Origin of the sequence: Flavisphingomonas formosensis, from assembly GCF_009755815.1 — a bacterium.
Classification (GTDB): Bacteria; Pseudomonadota; Alphaproteobacteria; order Sphingomonadales; family Sphingomonadaceae; genus Flavisphingomonas; species Flavisphingomonas formosensis.
Genome location: NZ_WRPK01000001.1, coordinates 1,028,559 through 1,043,571, shown reverse-complemented (window position 1 = coordinate 1,043,571; position 15,013 = coordinate 1,028,559). Strand labels below are relative to the sequence as shown.

Genomic DNA, 15,013 nt, shown 5'->3' with positions numbered 1-15,013 from the left:
TGGCCGATGAAGTAGGAGGATCGTCTTCGCCTTTATTTGACAGGCTTGAAGACGAACGCGCGCATGCGCTTTCCGCTTTCGGCAATCCCCGGCTCGATGGGACGGCTTGGTCATGCCAAGAGTCCCACACCCCGATCCGCTCTATCCCGTCGTCTGGGCCGATGCGCCCACCGTACCGGATAGCCCCGCAACCCCCGCCATATCCGGCCTGCCGGACGATGACGACCCGATCCAGCTGCACCTCGACGAGGCGCTGGTGCGCAAGGCCGACAACGACACGGTGGACCGCTGGAAGACGCTGTCCGGCCCGTGGTTTGCCGCGCGCGGCGGGGATGCCGCGTCGCGCTGGAAGGATATCGAGCAGTCGCTGAACGAGATCGTGCGCCGGCCGCTGGGCGAGCTGGATACGGTGCGGCAGCGGAACATGTATCGCGACATCATGGCACCGCGCCTTTCGGCCTGGGGCGACGAGGCGCGCGCTCATGCGGAGCGCGAGACGCAGGCGTTCAACGATGCGGAGTCGCAGAGGCGTCAGGATATCGCGCTGGAAGCGATGCGCCGCGGCGCGCGGCTGGGCGATATGCGCGCGGTGGCAGAAGGCGAGCGGCGCCTCGTCGGCGAGGTGCGCGGGCGCAGCCGGCGGCAGGGCCTCGATCCCGATGCGGCGAGCGCGGCGGAAACGGATGCACGAGCTGCGGCGCATGCGGATGTGGTGGAGCATCTGGCGCAGCACGATCCACGCCAAGCGCAAGACTGGCTGAACGCGCGCGCCGCGACGATCGGCGATGCGGCGAAGGTGGATCGGCTGCACGGCATGCTGCAGCCCTATGTGGCGGAGCAGCAGCAGGAAGGGCTTGCCGGCCTGATCCGCGACGAGGGCGGCGACCTGCCGGCCCAGCATGCCGCGGTGGACGCGATGGGGCTCGATCCGGCCATCGCGGACGGGCTCAAGCAGCGCCTCGCAGACATGGCGGAAGGCGACCGCAGGGCTGTGGAGAAGGAGCAGGATGCGGCCTTCTCGCGCGTTATGACCTCGGTGCTCGATCCGGAAACGCAAGCGCTGCGCGGCATACCGCTGGCGGATTATTACGCGCTGACGCCGGAAAGGCTGGATACGATCCGCGCGATCATGGCGGCGAATCTCCGTGGCCAAGTCCCCGCAGCCAATCCGGAATTGGATCGAAACCCGGCGGACAAGGTCGCGCAGGGATCCTTTTCCCTGGACGACATGCATCAGGTTCCGGTCGATTCATCGACGCCACCGACGGACGAGATCGACGGCGCAGAGCACGGAAACGACCCCACCGGCGCATCCCTCATGTTGGCGGCCTACACACCGGCTACCCCCGCTACCCCACCGTCCGCCAGAGCCCGCCAGACTGCGCTGGCCGAGAAGTGGCAAAGATTGAGCCCTTCCCAACGTTTGCGGGATCCGGACCTCGCAGACGCTGCCCGAGCGGTCGAAGCGAGCAAGAAGCTGCTCCAGCAAGATGACAAAAGTCTGTACGCCAATCTCGGCCCAACTCTGGCACCGGGAGGGGACTATACTAAGAATCAAGTGATCAAATATCTTGATCTAGTGGTCGCCCAATCAATCGCCAACGGCGGTACTTTCAAAGTTCCTCCGGACAATGAACTGGCATCCGGCGGAAAACACGCCATGTATCTTTTTAAGGACATTAGAAAGGCGAGCTTTCTTGCGCTCCGGGAGCGACAAATCCAAGCATTGGCTTTCCTCACAAGCCCTTCAGGCGGGGGTTGGTCCCGGGAACAGGCCGCGGGTATTGTTGCCAATCTTACTATCGAAAGCTTTCTCGATCCCCAGAAAAAACAGAAACCTGGAAAAGGGTACGGCCTTGCACAATGGGATATCAATGGACCAAGAGCCAAAAATTTCAGCAAATTATTCCCTAAGCAAAACCTCGTAGGATCGTCGATTACACAACAGCTTGCATTCATAACTTATGAACTGAAATACGGAGCCTATAGAAAAGTCGGATCCATGCTCAGTTTGGCAAAAACTCCGGACGAATCCTCCCGAATCATTACAAATAGCTATGAAAAACCCAGCCGGTTCGCCAAGAACGGTCCAAATGAAAGAGCCATTGAGTCGCAAAATATATATAACAGTTTCTTTTCATCTAAAAAATACCATTGAATCAAATTCACAATATGCAAGCCAGTTCTATTTCTTCCACAGGCAGATTTTGACAAATCTGCCTTGTGGATCATCTTGCGCAAAATAGCATGCGCCCTGCTTCCTAAGTTTCCAGGGATATTCCCCGTGAGTGCTTAACTTATCAGGAGTTGCGCTGCCGATCCAACCCTTGCCGTCCCTGTAGATAACAGCAGAGTAGTCTCTTGACTGCACTCCCGCATATATTTCCTGCTCCGGATAGTCTATCCCATCATAAATCTGGCGCGGCCCATGTATTTCAAATGTTCCTCCCTCAGAAATTTGATAGGCACACTTCCCTTTGATCCTCGTTTGCGCTCCGACAACAAGCAGGCAGCGCCCCCATCTGAAACCATCAGGCAGACGATGCCTCCGCTCCGCCTGAGAAGGCGTGACGAAAAAGGCGGAGCTCATAGTCAGGAAGGTGAGCAGGACACAGAAGCGCTGCAGAGTACGGCGAACGGGCTTCATGCGCTTCTCCTATCCTATATATTCCGGCTGCGAGACTCGAATAGCGACCGATATGTTCGACAAATGTTCTAGTCCTGAGCGTTGGCCCCGACAATAGCCTCTGGCCAGCTTGCAGATGAGCAGCCCCGCGAGAGTTATCGCAGCCACGGGCGGGGGCAGCGGCATGGGTGAGAGCCGGCTCGGCCGATCGAGACCCTAACCGCCGCCGGCATCAGGGCAGATCGCACTCCATCGCATAATTGTGGATGGCGACGCCCGCGATCTCGAAATCGCGGCGGCGCACGACGCGAAAGCCCTTGCGGGCGAAGAGCGAGCGGGCGAGCTCGCTGGCCTCCACATGGAGGCGCGGCATGGCTTCTGCCGCGGCATGGGCGAGCAGCGCGTCGAGCAGGCGGGCGGCGAGGCCGGTGCCGGCGGCATCGGGGTGGCAATAGAGATGGTCGATATGCCCGTCCGCCTCCAGATCGCCATAGGCGAGGAGCGCGCCGGCCGGATCGACCGCCACCAGCGTCAGCCTGCCATCGGTGGCACGGGCATGGAAGCGGGCGGGGTCGGCGGGCGCCGGCGCCCAGGCGGCCACTTGGGCGGCGGCGTAGCGGCGCGGGCCGAGCGTGCGCGCGGATTCGAAGTAAAGCCGCGCCATGGCCGGCGCATCACCCTCGGCATAGGGGCGGATGGCGATCGGTTCGGACTGGCGCATCGCAGCGCCATAAAGCGGCCCGCCGATTTCCGCAAAGACGCGCTCCATCCCACCCCGGCTCTCCGCATTGTAATCTTCCGGTCGGCTTCGCGGACAGGCGCGCCGCGATAGGCACGGGGGATTATTGCCCCGGGATGGAGCCATCGATGATTGTCCTGATCGCGGCCGCGACGCTGGCGGCGACCGATACGGCGCCGGCCGCGGATCCGCTGGTCCGCTGTTCGGCCGCGGTGCATGCCGGCTTCCTGGATGCCGAGACCGCCTGCCTGCGGCCGAAGGAGACGAATCCGATCTGGGGCGACGGCGCGCTGAGCTTCGCCTGCGCGGACGCGCTGGACTTCGCCCGCGGGCTGGCGAAATCGGCGCGCGGCCTGCCCGTGCAGACGCTGGCGGCGCTGATCAAGGGATATGACGAGCGGGCCGCGATCTGCCACGGCGTGGTGGAGCCGCCAGACGATCACCGCAAGGGCGCGACGCCCTGGAACTGACCGCCGGCCATCCCCCCCGCCCTCGGCGCCTCCCGCCCGCGCCCCTTCCGAAAGGCACGCCTTCGATGCGTCACGCAGCATATCGGATCGCTATCGCCGGCCTTTGCGCGTGCGCCGTCGCCTGTTCCGGGCCGCCAAAGTTCAAGGAGGCCGCGCAGCTTCAGGAGGATGCCCAGAGCTATTCGGGGCATTGGATCGTCATCGGCCGCGACAGCCTGGGCCATCCCATCTATGTCGACAAGGGCTCGATCGGTTCGGCCGGGGCCGGGCGCAAGACGGCATCGGTCGCGCTGGTGGACGAAACCGGGCGGATGGTCGAGAAAGTGACGTTCGATTGCCAGTCCCGCGCGGTATCGGTCGGATCGCAGATCGGATCGGTGACCAACTCCACCGCGGATCTGGTGGGCGACCTGCTCGGCGAGGACCGGTCCCAGGGCAGCGCGCTCGACTATGTCTGCTCCGGCAAGCTCTCCGCCACGGACGGGGACGATCATCCCATCCCGGTCGTGCCGCCCCACGTCTGAACGGGCGCGGCCGCATGTCGCGCCGGCCGCGCAAGAGACTGTCCGGCGTGGTCGAAGCATCGAACAAAGAGTGCGGCGTTATAGAGATTTTCTGATTTAGTATATCCAATGATCATTTGAAATGGAAACCGGATTGCTTCATCCTCGATGACTTGAGGCATCAGGCGCAAGACGAGATCCGTTCATCCTGGGTAGCGACCAAATCTGCTCGGCTTCCCGAAAGTATAAGGGAATCGGCCGCGGCACACTCCTTCTGGCTACTCCGAATGTAGGAATTCAATGCGTGAGGCTTCGGCAACGGCTTCTCATGGGGAGGGAGAGAGCCATATGATCGCCTGCAGGATATGGGCGGTTGCGATCGCGGTGGGGGCGGTGGGCCTGTCGCACGGCGGACGCGCGATCGCGCTCGCACCGACCTTCAATGTCATCGAAGATTATCGGATCGCGCTGTGGAACCGGCATGAGGCGTTTCGGTGCGTACGAGCCGGCGCGCTCACCCTCATCCGGGACAAGCAGGCGCTGGACCGGCGGCTGCTGCGCATCCGCGACCGGCTGGTCACCCTGCGCGGATCATCCGCCGTCGAGGCGATCGAACGGCGTTTCGGCGAGCAGCGGCGCGAGGTGATTTCGATCGGATGCAGCACAGTCGATCATCAATCCCGCGCGCAGGCCCGCTATCGCAACCAGGTGAAGTTCCTGGAGCGGCAGACGGGCCTCAGGCAGTGAGCCGGCCCTGAGCCGGTTTGGAAAGGCGCGGAAGAGCGCGGCGCCGGGAGCCCATGGCGTCTCGCAGAGATGGACCGGACCCGATCCCGACGCCATTGGCTTGGCCGCCCCTCCCCGCTACGGAGCGCGCCATGACGGAGATCAGCGAACAGGCGGTGGGACGGGCGCAGATCGAGGCGCTGGCGCGCAGCGGGCCGGCGCATCTCGTCGATTGCGATCTCGAGGGGGCGAGCCTCGCGCAGCCGGATCTCGCCGGCTGGACGTTCGAACGCTGCAACCTGCGCCGTGCCGATCTGTCGGGATGCAAGCTGGAGGGTACGCGCTGGCAGTCCTGCCGCGGCCCCTTCGCCGGCTTCGTCGGGGCCGATCTGTCGGAAGCGCGCTTCGCCGGCTGCGATCTCAACAATGCGGTGCTGCGGCGCGCGAACCTCTATGCCGCGGCGTTTCGCAGCTGCAAGCTGACCGGCGCCGACCTGGCGGAGGCGCGGCCAGTCGACCTGCTGTTCGAGGAGACGCTGCTGGTCAACGCCAAGCTGCCCGGCTTCTCCTTCCGCAAGCAGATGCTCCGCCGGGTGGATTTCAGCGATGCGGACCTGCGCAAATGCGATTTTCGCGCGACCGAGTTCGAGGCGTGCAGCCTGCGCGGCGCCGATCTGCGCGGCGCGCGCTTCGAGGGGGCGGACCTGCGCAGCGCGGATCTGGGCGGCCTCAAGCTTGCCGACGCGGTGCTGTTCCGCGGGGCGATCGTCTCGCGCGCGCAGGCGGCGGACCTGCTCGGCGAGCTGGGGATCAGCGTGCTCTGAGGATCAGCGGATCAGGACCAACTCGGCCCCCACGTCGAGAACGCCCCAGCCCACATCCGCCGTCACCGCCGGAATGCCGTTTTCCAACGCGAGGGCCAGGCAAGCGCGATCGCCCAGCGAGAGGCCGGCCTTGCGGGTCGCCGCGCGCAGGAAACCGGCACGCACCGCCTGAGCCGAATCGAACGGGACGACGTCCAGATCGAGATCGGCGAGGCTTTCCCGAATCGCATCGTCCGGAACGCCCCGTTCCTGCAGCTTGGCGATCACCTCCGACAGATTGACTGCGCCGATGCGCGCTTCGGGCAAGAGCCGCGCGACCTCCTCCGCCCCCGGCTCCCCCAGCATGGCCGCAAGCAATGCAGATGCGTCCAGCACATAGCCGCGCTCATTCATCCTCGGCGCTCCGTCGCCGATCGGCGATGAGCGCGTCGGAAAGCCTTTCCTCATCCGATACATAAGGCCTGAGCCGCGCCTGAACGCGGGCCAGCGCCGCGCGGATCGGGCGGACATGGAGCTCGCCGTCGACGACCCGCATCATGACCGGATCGCCATCCTCGAGCCCGAGCGCGCGGCGTATATCGGCAGGAACCTGCAGCCGGCCACCGCTCACCAGTCTGCCACGCTGCGCGTTCATTGTATCAGGAACCTCGATCTGTATGAATGGACTAGCTCATACAGACGCGGTGTGATTGCGGCAAGGAGGCGGGTTGCTTGCGCATCCTGGCAGCTGCCTCTTGATATTCGCGCGCCGGGCCTTATTCTGTGTGGCGCGGACCGGGCCCCTCTGGCGCGCCTCAGCCCTTGGCGAAAGCGCGTGATGTCGGACCGCATCGGATGATCCGATGCCATGAGCCCGGCGCTGTTTCAGCCCTCACGCCACGGTTCGGATCTCCGATCGACCCCTTTGGTCTTGAAGAGGAGATTATGATGACCATGCGCCTGTTTCGCCTGATGGAACTGCATCAGCGGATCGACGAAGCGTTGCGCCGGGAACGGCATCGCCGCAAGCCCGACCCCCTGACCCTGGCCGCGCTGAAGACGCGCAAGATCCGGATCAAGGACAGGATGCGGCAGGCCTTCGGCACGCTCGCTCCCGCCTGATCGGCGGCTGTCGGGCGGCGCCTCATCCTCCCCGGAACTGGAGGGGACCGCACATAGCGCGGTGGCGGCGCCGCCGCTCACAACCGACGACGCGCGCGCAGCAAGCCCGGAACCCCGCCACTGCCTGCGGGGAAGGATGAAGCTGCGCTGCCCTCTTTCCCTCACGACGGGGCTTTCGTCATGATCGAATTTCTCGCTGCCGACTGGCTCGGCACGCCGGCCTGGTTCTGGCTGGCATTCGGCGCCATCGTCGCCGCGCTCACCGTCTTCGATCTCGGCATCCTCCACAAGGAGGATCGCGAGATGGGGGTCGCGGAGAGCCTGAAGCTCTCCGCCTTCTACATCGGCGTCGCCTTGCTGTTCGGCGCCTGGATCTGGGCCGAGCGGGGCGCGGATCTCGGCCTCAAATATTATACCGGCTTCTTCATCGAGAAGGCGCTGTCGATCGACAACGTCTTCGTGATCAGCCTGATCTTCGGCTATTTCGCGATTCCGCGCAAATATCAGTATCGAGCGCTCCTGTGGGGCATCCTCGCCGTCGTGCTGCTGCGCGGGCTGATGATCGCCGGCGGCGCCGCGCTGGTCGCCGAGGCGCATTGGGTGCTGTATCTCTTCGCCGCGTTCCTGATCGTCACCGGCATCCGCATGCTGCTGTCGCGCGAGGAAACCACGGACATCGGGCAGAATCCCGTGCTGCGCTTCATCGCCAAGCATATGCGGGTGACGCCGCAGCTGCACGGGGCCCGCTTCCTCGTCCGCGTGGCGGATGCGAAGAGCGGCCGGAGGGTGCTGGCAGCGACGCCGCTGCTGCTCGCGCTCGTCGTGATCAACATCGCCGACATCGTGTTCGCGATCGACAGCGTGCCGGCGATCTTCGCGATCACCACCGACAATTTCGTGGTCTACACCTCGAACATCATGGCGATCCTCGGCCTTCGCGCGCTCTATTTCGCGCTGGAGGCGATGGTGCACCGCTTCCACTATCTCAAATATGCGATGGCGGCGGTGCTGATCTTCATCGGATCGAAGATCTTCATCTCGGATTTCCTGCTGGGCGGCGCGAAGTTCCCGCCTCTCGCCAGCCTGACGATCACCGCCGCGCTGATCGGTTCGGGCGTGCTCTACTCGCTCTGGAAGACCCGGGGCGAGAGGGTGCCGACGGTGCATTGAGGGTGGTTCGGCGGCAGTGATCGGGCTGCGGGAAACGCTGGGTATCCGGTCTCGGCCGTCGGATCGAAAACATAGCCGGCGAACGATCGCACGGCGGCCCAGCCGCAGGATCAATGCGGGTTGATCCGATTCGATAATTCGATAATAGTGGAAATATCGAATCGATAGAGAGGCTATCATGAAGCGCCTGCACCTCCACCTCAGCGTCCCGGCGATCGAGCCGGCCATCCGTTTCTATTCCACATTGTTCGATGCCCCGCCGAGCATCGCGAAGGACGATTATGCAAAGTGGATGCTGGAAGATCCGCGGGTGAACTTCGCGATCTCGACCCGCGGGCGGGCGGCAGGCGTGGATCATGTCGGCATCGAAGTAGACAGCGCCGAGGCGCTGGGGCTGATCGCGGGCCGGCTGAAAGAAGCCGGCGCCTCGACCTTCGACCAGGAGGCGACCACCTGCTGCTATGCCCGGTCCGACAAGAGTTGGGTAACGGATCCGGCCGGCATGCGCTGGGAGAGCTTCTTCACCCATGGCACGGCCACCGACTATGGCGAAGATGCCGAAATCCCCGAACCCGCGTCCACCAGCGCCTGCTGCGCCGCCGCCCCGACCGATGCCGCCGGCAGGGCGTGCGGCTGATGCAGATTCCCGCGGCAGTCGAGGCGCTCTCCGCCCTCGCCCATCCGAGCCGCCTCGGCGCCTTCCGCATGCTCATACGCGCAGGCGAAGCGGGCGTGCCGGCCGGGGAGATCGCGCGGGAGATCGGCGCGGTGCCGAGCACGCTTTCCACCCATCTCACCATCCTGACGCATGCCGGGCTGATCCGCTCCCGGCGCGAAGGACGTTCGATCATCTATCTCGCCGATTATGACGGCATGCGCGACCTGCTGGCTTTCCTGATGGCGGATTGCTGCGCGGGCCGCCCGGAAATCTGCGCGCCGCTGAGCGATATCGCGCAAGCCGCGGCCTGCTGCGCCGCGCTCGAAACACCATGCGGATGAGCGCGGCCGCGCCTGATGGTCCGCTCCAGAGGATTCGGTACGAGCGCAGGCTGGCCGCCGAGGCGCTGGGCACGGCATTGCTGCTCGCCATAGTCGTCGGGTCGGGGATCATGGGTGAGCGGCTGGCGGGCGGCAATGTCGCGATCGCGCTGCTCGTCAACGCGATCGCGACCGGCGCCGGACTGGTGGTGCTGATCGAAAGCCTCGGCCCGATATCGGGCGCGCATCTCAATCCGGCGGTCACGCTGGTCGCCTGGCTGCGGCGCGACATCGATGGACGCGCTGCCATCGCTTATGCGGCGGCGCAGACTGCCGGCGCAATCGCTGGCACGATCACGGCGCATCTGATGTTCGCGCGCCCGCCGATCGAATTTTCCGCCACGCATCGCGATGGGCCGGCGATGGCCCTTTCCGAGTTCGTCGCGACCTTCGGGCTGATCGGCACCATCCTCGGCGTGTCCCGCGCTCGGCCCGGATTCGTCTCCATTGCAGTCGGCTTCTACATCGTGGCGGCCTATTGGTTCACCGCCTCGACCGCCTTCGCCAATCCGGCGGTGACGGTGGCACGCTGCCTCACCGCGACATTTTCCGGCATTGCTCCGGCCAGCGCGCCGGCGTTCATCGCGGCGCAGATTGCCGGTGCCCTGGCCGGCTGGACCCTATTCACCTGGCTCTACAGAGAGGCGCGTCCGGCATGAGCGACTTTCCCGTCACCATCTATCACAACCCGGCCTGCGGCACGTCGCGCAACGCCCTCGCGATGATCGAGGCGGCGGGATACCGGCCGACGGTGATCGACTATCTGCAGACGGGCTGGACGCGCGCGCTACTGGAGGAACTGCTCGCGGCCATGGGCGCCCGGCCGCGCGACATACTGCGCGAGAAGGGCACGCCGGCAGCCGAGTTGGGGCTCACCGATCCGGCGGCGGACGATGGAGCGATCCTCGACGCGATGCTGGCGCACCCGATCCTGGTCAACCGGCCGATCGTGCGGACACCCAGGGGGGCCCGGCTGTGCCGTCCGTCCGAAAGGGTGTTCGATCTTCTGGAGCGGGTGCCGGACGCCTTCGTGAAGGAGGATGGCGAGGTGGTGGACATGTCCCCATGGCGATGAGCCGGCCGCAGGTCGCTTCGCCACTTTCGCTCGCCGACATAAGCGGTTAGCCTCATGCTCGACAGGCCTATGGGATGCACATGACGATTTCTTTCCCGTCATCCTGGCGAACGTCAGGATCAGCGGAGCGGACGTCTCGCTGAGCCGGGATGACGATATCTGGCGCGGCGCGGCGGGCAGCTGTCCGATGCCGGCGAGCTGACCGCACGCAGCGAAGCTCGGCAGCGAGGCCGGCGGCCGGATCAGGGAAAAGGCGCGGATCGACCTCGCGCCGCGCAAAGCGGAACGCTGACGTGGTGCTACGGGCGCAAACCCGAAGACACCGACAACCGAAATCCGCCAAATCGAAAGAAAAAGCTGTTTCGAATCAGTACCTGCCACAGACATAGTGGGCACGGGCTCTGCACGCATAGAGAAGGGGGATATCTTCTATGCCGATTCGGACGATCCTGCAGACACTTGATAGTTCGCGCTTCCAAAATGACCGGCCACTCGATCGCTCGGTGGATACCGCACATGCCCGAAGCGAGACACTTATCGCGCTCCTGTTCGGTTACGATATCATCGTTCCTGCAAATGATCTGGCTGATTCTCCCGCATTTCAAAGCCTCATAAGCGAGATACATCTCGGCGCGAGACAGCCGCTGGAGACATATCGGAAAATCAACGGCGTCCCGTTGCAACTCTTCAAAGTCGGGCTGGAGGATCAGTACCGGAGGCGGAACGGCTTTCGGGGATATAGCGCGTTCGTCGATGCCTATCGCAGTTCCGTCCTCAAGGAAAAGCAGGAAGGCCTGCCGCCGCGGGAATTGGTACAGATCAGCGAGAGCGCTGACGCCGGCAGCAGCTCCACGGACATGATAAAAGGCATGGCTGCCGTATATCTGGGAGATGATGAGGCGGCCGCAAAGGCTCTGGAAAAATCCAACCCGCGAATCTTCCAGTTCACACAAATGATGCGATCCTACTTCGAGCCGCGCGTCAATACGGCTGTCGAGTTCGTTTATCTCGAAACGAATATGTTATCGCAGGATTATTCACTTATCTTCTCAAGATATATCAGCATGGCCTTGGATCGCGCAATGCGCCGCGGAGCCAATGACGAAAAGATTCAATCAATTCGTAGCTCTCTTGAGGAATTCATGAACTCCGATCTGCCGAAGTCACGAAGATCTCACTGGATGAGGCGCAGAGATATCTTTAGAGAACATGCAGATATTATTCGTGATTGGATGGATTTCTGCGTTTACGGCATGCTCTTCAACGCCTTCGATGCACGCATATCTTCCTATTTCACTCAGGAATGCAGCTTCGACAAGGAAGCCAATGATATCCGTATGGGGGCACTCTCCAACCGAGCATTCAGCGTCTATCGCGACGCAAGCCACAGTTCTTTGCTGCCGCAAGCCGACCGCATTGCCTGGGACGAGATCGTTACCCTGATTACCAGTAAACCGATGGCGGACGCGGTCAGACGATTTCACGTTAATATCGCAGCCGCCAAGGCCTTGAACGGCGAACGGCGGGAGATTGCGCTTGAGGACGCGAAAAACCGCCATATCGATTTTCTGCGCAACCATGAGAAGGGCATCTACGTCGAACGGTACCTTGATGGAGCCGACCAGGAACGCATCGAGATCCGCGCGCATATGCCGACCAGCGAGCGCTGGGCCGAAAAGATCAAGTTCGGCCTGCGAACTGCTGCAAGCTTCGCTTCAATAAAGCTGAAGCCCCACATGGGAGGAGCATCCGACCTCACGTCACCCGCGCTCAAGGAGATGACGGATCGCATTGTCGGCCCGATCGGCAAGGCAGTAGACTATCTCCTCCGACCGTCTCAAATCTCGATCGAAGAGGGCAAGGCGATGGTCTCAAGCGAGATGGAACGGCTCAATTTCTGGATCCGTTAACAAGCAGCGCGCCAACACCATCCCCCTGCATTCAATAAATGACGCCCTTCGCAGCCAGACGCGCGTGGAGGGCCGGATCGACGGCGTCCTCATGCGCCTTGCGGATCTGGATCAGCGAAGCGAGCGGCGCCTCGATATAGTGGATCGCCTTCCAGCCGCCGGGCTTGCGGCGCAGCACCATGCTGATCCGCACCGGGCCGCCGAACGGCTTGGGATAGAGGCGGTTGCCGGGCAGATAGGTGCTCCAGTTGCAATGGAAGAAGGCGATGGCGACGTCCGCGCCGGCCTGGATCGCGGTGAGATCCCGCCAGGTGAGCAGCCGTTCCGCCCGCGTGCGATCGACGCCCCAATAGCCGTTGATCGCGTCCCAGCCGATATGCGGTTCGCACTCCTCGGCCAGATAGATGGCCTGGTCCTCGTCCGTGTCCCACAACGCCCGCATGCGATCCGCATCATAGACGTTCCAGGCATCGAAATAGGCGTCGAGGAAATCGGTGATCTCGCCGTGCAGATCCTTCATCGTCATGAAGCCAGTGCTCCCCCTCAGGTTCAATTGTACTATCTATAGATGTATTTTGGCGGCGTAAATGGCGAAGGGACGAGATACGCACCGTGCGCTCGCTCTCCTCTTTCTCCCGAGAGGTCAGCCGGGATTGCGGCGGGCGCGATGGGCGGGCAGGATGGGGCAGCCCCTGCGAAAGGACATCGCCATGAAGATCGCCGCTCCCTTTCTCGCCATCGGCCTGATCGCCGCCGCCGGGAGCGCCGGCGCAGCGCCGCAAGGAAGCGATGCGGGATCGCCGCTGGTCGGCACCTGGCGACTGGTGGCCTATTCCGACACGCCCGCAGGCGGATCGCCGGTCTATCCGTTCGGCCAGAACCCGTCCGGCATCTTCCAGTTCGGGCCGGAGGGCATCGCCTCGATCAACATCATGCGCAATCCGCCGAACCCGACCGGCCCGACGGTCAGCACCGGGCTGGATGCCTGCCAGCCCGCCTGGTATTGCTCGTATTACGGCCATTACACGGTGGATCCGGCGCGGGGACGCTGGACCATGCATGTCGAGGGCGGCAACGTGCCCACCTATCTCAACACCGATCAGACGCGCGGCTTCCGCGTGGAAGGGGACCGGCTGATCATGTCCTCCAGCTACGAGGTGAATGGCGGCACGGTGACGGCGGAACGCGTGCTGCAGCGCGTGCGCTAGGACGGTTTCCGATCGTTCGCGCCCCCCCTCTGAAGGGGACGGGCTTCAGATCGCAAACCGCCCCAAAAGCCGCCGATCAGGACGCGGGCGTTTCGGGTTCCATCGTGCACGACACGGCCTTCTCGCGCGGCCGGGTAAACTGTGCAGAGCTGCCCTTCGTCCAGAAGACATAGTCGCCGGCGCTGCCCTTGCCCGTGTAGCGCACACCGGAAGCAGCGGGCTCCTGCGTCATGATCAGCGCATCCTGATCCCAGCGCAGCCGCACCAGATCGGGATCCACATTCACGAAGACGGCGTGGATCGGCTCGGTCATGCCCTTGCACTTGACCGTGAAAGGTCCGCTGGACGCCGGACGCGGCGGCGTACCGTCCGCTTCGCCCGTGCCGTCGTCAGCCGCGGCCGGATCGGGGGCGGCGCGGGCATCGGCATAATTGCTGCGCAGATCGTCGATGCGGCCGACATAGCTCGCCACCAGACAGTTTTTCGCGACATCTCCGGTGCCGCAGCGATCGCGCTCGAGCGTCCAGTTACGCTGGGCCTGATCGAGCGCCGGCACCATGTCCGGCGTCACCGACGGGCCGGAACGGACGAGGCCGAACAGGCGCGCGACCTCCTTGTCCATGCGCGCCAGCGCAGGATCGGCGCAGACCGTCGCCGCGACGCCGATCTGGCTGGCGCAGGCGGAATCCACGGGCGCCGAAGCGAGCAAGGCGTTGGAAGCGGCGGCGACATCGTTCGACAGGGCGGATTCGGCCGGCTGTGCGGCATCCTTGCCCACCTGCCGATCCGAGCAGCCGGCAAGCCCGAGCACCAGCCCCGCCAGCACCATTCCCCTTCGCATAATCCACTCCCGTGCTTGATAGCCAGCGAACGGGAGACAGGGCAGCGGGGTTCCGCCGGCCGTCTCCCCACCGCCGGCGGAGGATCGGCTTCGCACCGCAGCGCGATAGCCGCCCCTTTAGGAAAGCGTTGACAACCTCGGATGAACGATCAGGGGCGGGGCACGCCACAGGCACTGCCCCCAAAGAGGCGCGCACCGCTCATGCGAGCCGTTGTCAGCCGCGAAGCGGCGTGCGACCCCCGTTCCCGTGCGATTCGGCCAAGGGGGCGGCAGTGCGCGACGGAGCGATTGCGACGCTGATCCTGCTCGCCATGCTGGGCGGATGCGGAAGCGGCGATGCATCCAGCGGGCCGGGCGCGGATCTGCCGAAGCTTTCCATCCGTCTGGATCCGCCCGCCAATGCCGCCGACGATCTGGCTGCGCAGGACGGGGACGGCGAGGCAGTCGGAAACGGCACCGCGATTCCGGGACGCCGCTTCAGCGCGATCACATGGCTGCCCTGCGCAGGCGCCGACGGCCGGCCGGTGCGCAACTGCCCGGCCGGCGTGGTGCGCAAGCCCGGCGGCGGCGCGGACGTCACCGTGATCTGGCCGGATTCCCGCACCCGCACAGTGTTTTTCGATGCCAGCGGGATCGTCCTCGGTGCGGACGTGAACCGGGCTGACGGATCCAGCGACTATCTCGTCCGCGGCGTTCGCAAGGAACCGGACATCACGGTGGTGACGATCGGGCCCGAACGCTACGAGATACCGGACGCATTCGTGCGAGGGCCGGGCTGACGG

Annotated in this window: 20 protein-coding genes; 14 read left to right on the top strand and 6 right to left on the bottom strand. The window is 64.1% G+C overall.

The annotated features are described in order from the left end of the window. Positions 1-112: 112 nt before the first annotated feature. On the top strand, positions 113-2,158 hold the full coding sequence (locus GQY20_RS05155) for a phage tail tip lysozyme (protein WP_157215919.1): 2,046 nt from the start codon (positions 113-115) through the stop codon (positions 2,156-2,158). Positions 2,159-2,185: 27 nt separating this feature from the next. On the opposite strand, the gene GQY20_RS05150 is transcribed toward GQY20_RS05155, so the two are convergent. Both GQY20_RS05150 and GQY20_RS05145 read right to left on the bottom strand, forming a co-directional pair. Next, complete coding sequence (locus GQY20_RS05150; protein WP_157215918.1) at positions 2,186-2,647, bottom strand: hypothetical protein; 462 nt, start codon at positions 2,645-2,647, stop codon at positions 2,186-2,188. 211 nt (positions 2,648-2,858) lie between these two features. Continuing rightward, entirely contained in the window at positions 2,859-3,395 is a 537-nt protein-coding gene (locus tag GQY20_RS05145) for a GNAT family N-acetyltransferase (RefSeq protein ID WP_232475887.1), read from the bottom strand. 98 nt (positions 3,396-3,493) lie between these two features. On the opposite strand from GQY20_RS05145, the gene GQY20_RS05140 reads away from it, so the two are divergent. The 4 genes from GQY20_RS05140 (at position 3,494) to GQY20_RS05125 (ending at position 5,888) form a co-directional block, all read left to right on the top strand. Beyond that, on the top strand, positions 3,494-3,835 hold the full coding sequence (locus GQY20_RS05140) for a hypothetical protein (RefSeq protein WP_157215917.1): 342 nt from the start codon (positions 3,494-3,496) through the stop codon (positions 3,833-3,835). 65 nt (positions 3,836-3,900) lie between these two features. Continuing rightward, on the top strand, positions 3,901-4,359 hold the full coding sequence (locus GQY20_RS05135; protein ID WP_157215916.1) for a hypothetical protein: 459 nt from the start codon (positions 3,901-3,903) through the stop codon (positions 4,357-4,359). Between the two features lie 327 nt (positions 4,360-4,686). Further along, positions 4,687-5,085: a hypothetical protein gene (locus tag GQY20_RS05130; protein ID WP_157215915.1), complete on the top strand. Its 399-nt coding sequence runs from the start codon at positions 4,687-4,689 to the stop codon at positions 5,083-5,085. A 131-nt stretch (positions 5,086-5,216) separates the two neighbouring features. Continuing rightward, a complete protein-coding gene (locus GQY20_RS05125; RefSeq protein WP_157215914.1) occupies positions 5,217-5,888 on the top strand; it encodes a pentapeptide repeat-containing protein in 672 nt (223 codons plus the stop codon). Positions 5,889-5,891: 3 nt separating this feature from the next. Here the strand turns inward: GQY20_RS05125 and GQY20_RS05120 are convergent, their stop codons facing one another. Together GQY20_RS05120 and GQY20_RS05115 are read right to left on the bottom strand one after the other, a co-directional pair. Continuing rightward, positions 5,892-6,281: a type II toxin-antitoxin system VapC family toxin gene (locus GQY20_RS05120; protein ID WP_157215913.1), complete on the bottom strand. Its 390-nt coding sequence runs from the start codon at positions 6,279-6,281 to the stop codon at positions 5,892-5,894. Then, positions 6,274-6,522, bottom strand: coding sequence for an AbrB/MazE/SpoVT family DNA-binding domain-containing protein (locus GQY20_RS05115; protein WP_157215912.1), 249 nt, complete (start codon positions 6,520-6,522; stop codon positions 6,274-6,276). The genes GQY20_RS05120 and GQY20_RS05115 overlap by 8 nt, the downstream gene beginning before the upstream one ends. 293 nt (positions 6,523-6,815) lie before the next feature. Here GQY20_RS05115 and GQY20_RS05110 point away from each other — a divergent pair, with 293 nt between their 5' ends. The 7 genes from GQY20_RS05110 (at position 6,816) to GQY20_RS05080 (ending at position 12,182) form a co-directional block, all read left to right on the top strand. Then, a complete protein-coding gene (locus GQY20_RS05110) occupies positions 6,816-6,989 on the top strand; it encodes a DUF465 domain-containing protein (protein ID WP_157216170.1) in 174 nt (57 codons plus the stop codon). 183 nt (positions 6,990-7,172) lie between these two features. Continuing rightward, complete coding sequence (locus GQY20_RS05105) at positions 7,173-8,159, top strand: TerC family protein (RefSeq protein ID WP_157216169.1); 987 nt, start codon at positions 7,173-7,175, stop codon at positions 8,157-8,159. Between the two features lie 178 nt (positions 8,160-8,337). Continuing rightward, complete coding sequence (locus GQY20_RS05100; protein ID WP_157215911.1) at positions 8,338-8,796, top strand: ArsI/CadI family heavy metal resistance metalloenzyme; 459 nt, start codon at positions 8,338-8,340, stop codon at positions 8,794-8,796. Further along, the gene (locus GQY20_RS05095; RefSeq protein WP_157215910.1) at positions 8,796-9,158 is read left to right on the top strand and encodes an ArsR/SmtB family transcription factor; all 363 of its coding nucleotides are present in this window, start codon (positions 8,796-8,798) and stop codon (positions 9,156-9,158) included. Before GQY20_RS05100 ends, GQY20_RS05095 begins: the two co-directional genes overlap by 1 nt. Next, positions 9,149-9,856 (top strand): aquaporin, encoded by a 708-nt coding sequence (locus tag GQY20_RS05090; RefSeq protein WP_232475886.1) that lies wholly within the window; start codon positions 9,149-9,151, stop codon positions 9,854-9,856. The genes GQY20_RS05095 and GQY20_RS05090 overlap by 10 nt, the downstream gene beginning before the upstream one ends. After that, positions 9,853-10,272: an arsenate reductase (glutaredoxin) gene (gene arsC / locus GQY20_RS05085; protein ID WP_157215908.1), complete on the top strand. Its 420-nt coding sequence runs from the start codon at positions 9,853-9,855 to the stop codon at positions 10,270-10,272. The genes GQY20_RS05090 and arsC overlap by 4 nt, the downstream gene beginning before the upstream one ends. Positions 10,273-10,703: 431 nt before the next feature. Further along, the gene (locus GQY20_RS05080; RefSeq protein ID WP_157215907.1) at positions 10,704-12,182 is read left to right on the top strand and encodes a hypothetical protein; all 1,479 of its coding nucleotides are present in this window, start codon (positions 10,704-10,706) and stop codon (positions 12,180-12,182) included. Between the two features lie 31 nt (positions 12,183-12,213). Here the strand turns inward: GQY20_RS05080 and GQY20_RS05075 are convergent, their stop codons facing one another. Then, positions 12,214-12,708 (bottom strand): YybH family protein, encoded by a 495-nt coding sequence (locus GQY20_RS05075; protein WP_157215906.1) that lies wholly within the window; start codon positions 12,706-12,708, stop codon positions 12,214-12,216. Between the two features lie 184 nt (positions 12,709-12,892). Here GQY20_RS05075 and GQY20_RS05070 point away from each other — a divergent pair, with 184 nt between their 5' ends. Then, on the top strand, positions 12,893-13,390 hold the full coding sequence (locus tag GQY20_RS05070; RefSeq protein WP_157215905.1) for a lipocalin-like domain-containing protein: 498 nt from the start codon (positions 12,893-12,895) through the stop codon (positions 13,388-13,390). 76 nt (positions 13,391-13,466) lie between these two features. Here GQY20_RS05070 and GQY20_RS05065 read toward each other — a convergent pair whose 3' ends face one another. Then, positions 13,467-14,231, bottom strand: a complete 765-nt coding sequence (locus GQY20_RS05065; protein ID WP_157215904.1) for an MliC family protein — start codon at positions 14,229-14,231, stop codon at positions 13,467-13,469. A gap of 272 nt (positions 14,232-14,503) precedes the next feature. On the opposite strand from GQY20_RS05065, the gene GQY20_RS05060 reads away from it, so the two are divergent. Further along, positions 14,504-15,010 carry a hypothetical protein gene (locus tag GQY20_RS05060; protein ID WP_157215903.1) on the top strand — a complete coding sequence of 169 codons (507 nt, stop codon included), beginning with the start codon at positions 14,504-14,506 and terminating at the stop codon, positions 15,008-15,010. Positions 15,011-15,013: the final 3 nt, after the last annotated feature.

What these genes read in the sequence shown, in the direction of transcription:
- GQY20_RS05080 (WP_157215907.1), top strand. Translation starts at nt 10,704, where the DNA reads ATGCCGATTCGGACGATCCTGCAGACACTTGATAGTTCGCGCTTCCAA.
- GQY20_RS05090 (WP_232475886.1), top strand. Translation starts at nt 9,149, where the DNA reads ATGCGGATGAGCGCGGCCGCGCCTGATGGTCCGCTCCAGAGGATTCGG.
- GQY20_RS05115 (WP_157215912.1), bottom strand. Translation starts at nt 6,522, where the DNA reads ATGAACGCGCAGCGTGGCAGACTGGTGAGCGGTGGCCGGCTGCAGGTT.
- GQY20_RS05110 (WP_157216170.1), top strand. Translation starts at nt 6,816, where the DNA reads ATGACCATGCGCCTGTTTCGCCTGATGGAACTGCATCAGCGGATCGAC.
- GQY20_RS05155 (WP_157215919.1), top strand. Translation starts at nt 113, where the DNA reads ATGCCAAGAGTCCCACACCCCGATCCGCTCTATCCCGTCGTCTGGGCC.
- GQY20_RS05135 (WP_157215916.1), top strand. Translation starts at nt 3,901, where the DNA reads ATGCGTCACGCAGCATATCGGATCGCTATCGCCGGCCTTTGCGCGTGC.
- GQY20_RS05130 (WP_157215915.1), top strand. Translation starts at nt 4,687, where the DNA reads ATGATCGCCTGCAGGATATGGGCGGTTGCGATCGCGGTGGGGGCGGTG.
- GQY20_RS05095 (WP_157215910.1), top strand. Translation starts at nt 8,796, where the DNA reads ATGCAGATTCCCGCGGCAGTCGAGGCGCTCTCCGCCCTCGCCCATCCG.
- GQY20_RS05125 (WP_157215914.1), top strand. Translation starts at nt 5,217, where the DNA reads ATGACGGAGATCAGCGAACAGGCGGTGGGACGGGCGCAGATCGAGGCG.
- GQY20_RS05145 (WP_232475887.1), bottom strand. Translation starts at nt 3,395, where the DNA reads ATGGAGCGCGTCTTTGCGGAAATCGGCGGGCCGCTTTATGGCGCTGCG.
- GQY20_RS05120 (WP_157215913.1), bottom strand. Translation starts at nt 6,281, where the DNA reads ATGAATGAGCGCGGCTATGTGCTGGACGCATCTGCATTGCTTGCGGCC.
- GQY20_RS05075 (WP_157215906.1), bottom strand. Translation starts at nt 12,708, where the DNA reads ATGACGATGAAGGATCTGCACGGCGAGATCACCGATTTCCTCGACGCC.
- GQY20_RS05140 (WP_157215917.1), top strand. Translation starts at nt 3,494, where the DNA reads ATGATTGTCCTGATCGCGGCCGCGACGCTGGCGGCGACCGATACGGCG.
- GQY20_RS05070 (WP_157215905.1), top strand. Translation starts at nt 12,893, where the DNA reads ATGAAGATCGCCGCTCCCTTTCTCGCCATCGGCCTGATCGCCGCCGCC.
- arsC (WP_157215908.1), top strand. Translation starts at nt 9,853, where the DNA reads ATGAGCGACTTTCCCGTCACCATCTATCACAACCCGGCCTGCGGCACG.
- GQY20_RS05100 (WP_157215911.1), top strand. Translation starts at nt 8,338, where the DNA reads ATGAAGCGCCTGCACCTCCACCTCAGCGTCCCGGCGATCGAGCCGGCC.
- GQY20_RS05150 (WP_157215918.1), bottom strand. Translation starts at nt 2,647, where the DNA reads ATGAAGCCCGTTCGCCGTACTCTGCAGCGCTTCTGTGTCCTGCTCACC.
- GQY20_RS05065 (WP_157215904.1), bottom strand. Translation starts at nt 14,231, where the DNA reads ATGCGAAGGGGAATGGTGCTGGCGGGGCTGGTGCTCGGGCTTGCCGGC.